The sequence below is a fragment of the uncultured Campylobacter sp. genome, assembly GCF_938030815.1.
Classification (GTDB): Bacteria; Campylobacterota; Campylobacteria; order Campylobacterales; family Campylobacteraceae; genus Campylobacter_B.
This window is the reverse complement of record NZ_CALHII010000016.1, coordinates 1-4,976: the sequence shown is the minus strand read 5'-3', so window position 1 is coordinate 4,976 and position 4,976 is coordinate 1. Positions and strand designations below refer to the sequence as shown.

Sequence of the window (4,976 nt, the reverse complement as noted above, 5' to 3'; positions counted from 1 at the left end):
GTACGAGTTCAAGTCTCGTCGGTCGCACCATCTATCAAAATTTTCTCCTATTTTTTTGTTTTTTGAATTTTTAAATAATTTTTTAAGCCCTATTTTTGGGAATTTTAAAATTATTCTTAAAAAATTCTTAGCACCGAGAATCATCGATTCATACATATATTTTAAGAAAAACTACTATATATTAAAAAATTGTATAGTAGCTTTTTTGCGCTCCTGCCTTGTTAATCCTTTGAGGAAATTCTATAATCTGCCTAAAATTACTATACAAAGGAAGAAAGATGACAGAAGTTTTTACCAAAATTAAGGATAATCCAATTTTTAAATCAGACCCTGACAAAGTAGTCAGGAATTTTATCTTGCCGCAATATAAGCGCACTATGGTCGAAGTCTTAGATGATTTTATAGCCGTTAAATTTTATAGCTCACCGGCCAGAGACGGAACGGTTAAAACACACAGGCACTATCACTATACGCAAGGTGGCAAGTTAATCAAAGCTCTAGGTAATGCCGATGAAATAACATTCGAAGGGGCTAGAATATTGTTAATATTCATAATTTGTGCTACCAAATACATGCTCTATGCTGCTCCTAGCGTATAGTTTGGGTTGCTATGGTGCATAAACATATAAGTTTTTGCTTCATTACCGTTTATGGCAGGTATGGTTACTTTTACAAATTCACCCTCCCTTAGCTCTCTACTAAGTGAGATTGTAAAATTCATCTTTCCTGCTTTTTCTACTGCATTTGCATTTGATACATTTACTGCTATCTCATCTGCTTTGTGTAGGGTTATGTCAAGACACTCTTGGTATGGATTAAAGTCTTCTATAATAAGGCTATCATTTACTATAAGCTTATTATCAATTAGTTCATATTTTATATTGTCTTTTGTTTTATATATGTTTGAGCCTTTTTCTATTTGAGTGCCGTCAGTTAGTTTGCGACCATGAAAATATACCTGACCTTTTCCATCCTCATCTCTTATAGTGTCTTTGCCGTCGGCAAAGTATGTATCATAGCCGGCTCCGCCAAGAAGCAAATCATCGCCATTTCTGCCTTGAAGCAAGTCATCTCCACTACCGCCGAAGAGGACGTCGGATTTTCTGTCGCCAAAGAGTGAGAATTTAGCTCCTGTGTTAATCAAAGGTCTGGCATATACTTTGTCGTTTGGCATTCTTACTTGTAAAACGCCGTTATCTGTGATTTCTATTTTTTTACTGTCTCTTGAACCAGTTAATTTATCATAAAGATTTTTTAAGTGGTTACTTATGTCAAAAAGCCCTGTGTCAAATGTAACTTTGTCTATTATGTTGGCTATGTCGATTGCTATTAAAATAGGGTTTGAACCTTTTAAAATTTTTGGCAAAATTAACAGACCAAAATCGGCAACGGCACCAGTAACCATTCTGCCATAATTTCCTTTTGAATATTCATCTGCCATATTTATAACACCACCAGTTGCACCTAATCCTGTCGCCCATTTTTGTGCCGTATATTTCTTGTTAAAAAATTCTTCCACATTAGAAACTTCACCATTTGCTTTGGCTTTCATATATTTTTGTAACAAATCCTTTGTGCCAGTCTCGTATGGCAAAGTATAGATATTGTTGGCGAGTTCGTCACCTTTTTGCGGCACCTTTTAAAAATTCAAACAATTTTTCAAAATCTTTTGCATTGTCAAAGATTTCTTTTTCTGCTTTGTCAAGCTCAAACTTAGCTGTCGCTTCTTTGCTGTATAAACTCATCGTTCGCTCCTTGTGTTATAAAAATTTTTATCAAAAATTCCAAAGCTAGTTTTAGCATTTGAAATATTTAATTTCACATTTTCTAAAAAGTATTTTTTAAATTCTTTAAATTCTTTGTCGTTGCAAATCATAATATTCATCACTTTTCCATTTTTGCTGTAAATGGTAAGACAATCATAAACGCTATCATTGATTTTGCCACCATTTATTGTATGAGTTATGATTTTTGGAATTGCATAAAATACAACGATAAGTGCAAAAATAAAAAACAAAATAATAGGCTCATTGAATGCAAAAATTGCGTATATGTATGTAGAAATAATAATCAAAAGTAAAATTTTGGCAACTAGTGAAATTTGTTCGCTTCCATCTCTAAAATCAACGCTAAATTTAACATTTTTAATATTTTTTACTTGCATAAAATCAAAAGATTTATCATTTTTAATTTGGCTTATCATTTCATTTTTCAGAATAAAATAATTTTTGCCCAAAAATTTCATAATGTAAGGAATTGCTACCATGAGAGATAAAATCGTAAAACCATTGACTTTTTCTGGTTTTGCGATACACAAAATAATAAAAGCTAAAATCATTAAAAATATACCAATCAAATTTACTTGTGGTTTGTAATCTTTTATAACAATCGGCTCTTTGTCGTAGTCCCTAGCCTCTTCTTTCCTTAGCACAGCACCGGCTTTAAATTTATCCAAATTAGGCTCTTTATAAATGGAATTTCGATGCATTCTATACGAAAGGGGATTAAAATTTTATAAAACGATACCCCACCGTCTATGGTAAATTTTAATTTCGAGCGCTCATATTTGGACCCCTGTGTTTGGACCGTCGCATTCAGGCTATCATCGGTCGTATTTGGGCAGCCGCTGCTCGCGCTTGGGGCTTCGCCGGTTTCGTTCGTGCGATCGCGCGGGCTTAAATTTAAAGCTTTTTAAAATACAAACCCTAGAGCGCTTTACAAATACCCTTCGAGACGCGATAAAATTTCGTCGCAAGCGCAGCTTCGCTTTACAATTTGGGCTAAAATTTGATATGATTGTGCGAAATTTCTATTGAACGGCTTTTCAAAATGAATAAATTTATAACCCAAAAAATAGGCGCTCTTGCGGGCTTTAGCGATGAAATTTTAAAAATTTTAGCATCGTTTGACGCGGATGTTTCGGACGTCAGGCTCGCTTTGCAAATTTCAAAAAACGCCCCCCTCGCGGATAAAATTTTAGATTTGGCCTTTTGCGGTTTGTCTAAATTTAGCGCCGAAGGGCTCGCGGAGCAAAATTTTGCCGCTACAGATGAGCGGTGCGATCTCCAAAGCACGGAGCCTGTGAAGTCCATAGGATGCGATTTACAAGACGCCGCAGACGAGTGGCGGCAAAACGAGTGCGCCGCGAGCGAGCAAGAAAGCGCAGACCTAGCAGGGCAGGGTGACAGTCTTAAATTTAATCGCTCAAATGACGCAAACGGCGCGAACTGCAGCGACGAGAATTTTAAATTTAACCCCTCGCAGGCCGCAAGCGATACGCAGCGGCAAAATCAGCACGCCGCTGCGAAAGCTGATTGCGCGCTAGGTTCGAGCATCTCTACGCAAGCCGCACAAACGCAACAGCAAGAACGAGAGCAGGAACAGGGGCAAGCGCAGCGGCAAAAACAGGGGCAAGAATGGGGAACGGCGCAGCAGCAGGGGCGAGAGCAGCCGGCGAAACAGGAGCAAGGCGACACGGCGCCAAAGACGCTAAATTTGCAGCGAGCGTTCGAGCTTTACGGGCGCGAGCAGATGCGGGCGTTTTTTCTATTCGCAGTATTCGACGAGATGCTAAAGCCGGATTTGCAGGCGTATCGCATCGATCGCGAAAAGCTCACGCAGGTCTCGCTACTGCGAAATCTGCTTATGTTTTCGTGGATCAAATCCTACCCGCAGATAGAGCAAAATATCCTTTCAAGCGTGATTTTAGTGGAGTTTGGGCGAGTTTTTATCGACGAGCAGGTGTGCGCGGCGGGCAAGGCGGAGGAATTTTACCATGCCATCAAAGGCTCGATCTTTCCGCAGGATTTTACCGACGTGGAGATGAAATTTAGCGGCACGAGCCGCGAAAGCGTCTCGCACGCGCTATTTGCGCATTTCGGGTTAGAGCAGATCGCACAGGACGCGCTGTATTCAAACGCCCCAGACGACGCGCCTTTTGAGAACAAATCCCGCTACGCGATGCTAAAGATCGCCAAAACCGCGGTCAATATCTACCACCACTTCGACGAGCTTAGTATCGACAACGCTTTAAATTTACTAGTCGAGTTCGGCTTCGAGCAAGAGGCGTTTTTAGAGGCTAAAGGCGAAATTTCGATATGAAAGAGTTCCTGCGCGCCTTTAACTCGGGCGTATTTGAAAAGGATCTTAGCGGCGAGCAAAAGGAGCTCGCGCGCAACCTCCTAAATATCGGTGCTATCAGCGCGCACAAGGGCAAGCTCTATCTAAACGACGGCTATGTTTTCGGCAGGCTCGACATCGCGCGCGACGGCACGGGCTATCTGCAAAGCTTCGACGATCGCTTCAAAGCCGATCTCATCATCGAAAACAGATATTTAAGCGGCGTGCATCTGGGCGATCTGATCCTAGCAAAAATTTTAAGCTCAAGAAAGTCCCGCCTGCACGCAAAGGTGCTGATGTGCGTTAAGCCCGCATTCTTAACGAGCGTGGTTTATACCAAAAGCTTCGGGCGCGAAATTTTAGGCGTAAACGTCAAAACTGGCCTCGCAAATCCGCTCAAAGCCACGCAAAAATCGCTAAAGCAGTTGCCTCCAAACACCCTTTTAAAGATCGATAATCTAACGAACGAAATTACCGAGGTGATCGGAAACTTAGCCGATCCCTTCGTCGATGAGAAAATTTCTTTAGCGATCTACGATAAAAACGACGAATTTAACGAAGCGTGCAAGCAGCAAGCCGCGAGCTTCGGCAGCGTATGTTCCACTTCGCCTATGCTCCTGCCTGTCATCAGTTTCCATAAGGCCGCTTTGTTGTGGGCCGTAACGTAAACGCTCCAAATCAACATGGCGATAAGGCCGATACTCGCAAACATTTTCAGCCTGATAGCGAGTGAGTTGCTGATGGTTGGTATTTTGTCTATAAGCGTTTGGTAAGCCTGTTTTAATGATTTGGGTGCGAAACGGCGCAGCGAATAGGCTACGGCAATATGGGAAAGAGTTTTGCTAAGAAATTGCGCG

General features: G+C 41.0%; 6 protein-coding genes. 3 read left to right on the top strand and 3 right to left on the bottom strand.

The features are described from left to right. Positions 1 to 278 precede the first annotated feature (278 nt). Positions 279 to 599 (top strand): hypothetical protein, encoded by a 321-nt coding sequence (locus Q0277_RS00425; RefSeq protein ID WP_297994374.1) that lies wholly within the window; start codon positions 279 to 281, stop codon positions 597 to 599. Here Q0277_RS00425 and Q0277_RS00420 read toward each other — a convergent pair. The 3 genes from Q0277_RS00420 to Q0277_RS00410 are packed head-to-tail and all read right to left on the bottom strand — an operon-like array spanning position 578 to position 2,455. Next, positions 578 to 1,567 carry a hypothetical protein gene (locus tag Q0277_RS00420; protein ID WP_297994371.1) on the bottom strand — a complete coding sequence of 330 codons (990 nt, stop codon included), beginning with the start codon at positions 1,565 to 1,567 and terminating at the stop codon, positions 578 to 580. The two genes, Q0277_RS00425 and Q0277_RS00420, sit on opposite strands and share 22 nt — an antisense overlap. Before the next feature lie 52 nt (positions 1,568 to 1,619). Then, positions 1,620 to 1,745 carry a hypothetical protein gene (locus Q0277_RS00415; RefSeq protein WP_297994369.1) on the bottom strand — a complete coding sequence of 42 codons (126 nt, stop codon included), beginning with the start codon at positions 1,743 to 1,745 and terminating at the stop codon, positions 1,620 to 1,622. Next, positions 1,742 to 2,455, bottom strand: a complete 714-nt coding sequence (locus Q0277_RS00410; protein WP_297994366.1) for a hypothetical protein — start codon at positions 2,453 to 2,455, stop codon at positions 1,742 to 1,744. The genes Q0277_RS00415 and Q0277_RS00410 overlap by 4 nt, the downstream gene beginning before the upstream one ends. Before the next feature lie 374 nt (positions 2,456 to 2,829). Between Q0277_RS00410 and Q0277_RS00405 the strand changes: the two genes are divergently transcribed. Beyond that, the gene (locus Q0277_RS00405; RefSeq protein ID WP_297994364.1) at positions 2,830 to 4,101 is read left to right on the top strand and encodes a hypothetical protein; all 1,272 of its coding nucleotides are present in this window, start codon (positions 2,830 to 2,832) and stop codon (positions 4,099 to 4,101) included. Further along, a complete protein-coding gene (locus tag Q0277_RS00400) occupies positions 4,098 to 4,787 on the top strand; it encodes a hypothetical protein (protein WP_297994361.1) in 690 nt (229 codons plus the stop codon). Before Q0277_RS00405 ends, Q0277_RS00400 begins: the two co-directional genes overlap by 4 nt. Positions 4,788 to 4,976: the final 189 nt, after the last annotated feature.

Bases quoted from the DNA above. Each gene is read 5' to 3' on its own strand.
- Q0277_RS00425 (WP_297994374.1), top strand. From the start codon at position 279: ATGACAGAAGTTTTTACCAAAATTAAGGATAATCCAATTTTTAAATCA.
- Q0277_RS00415 (WP_297994369.1), bottom strand. From the start codon at position 1,745: ATGAGTTTATACAGCAAAGAAGCGACAGCTAAGTTTGAGCTTGACAAA.
- Q0277_RS00405 (WP_297994364.1), top strand. From the start codon at position 2,830: ATGAATAAATTTATAACCCAAAAAATAGGCGCTCTTGCGGGCTTTAGC.
- Q0277_RS00400 (WP_297994361.1), top strand. From the start codon at position 4,098: ATGAAAGAGTTCCTGCGCGCCTTTAACTCGGGCGTATTTGAAAAGGAT.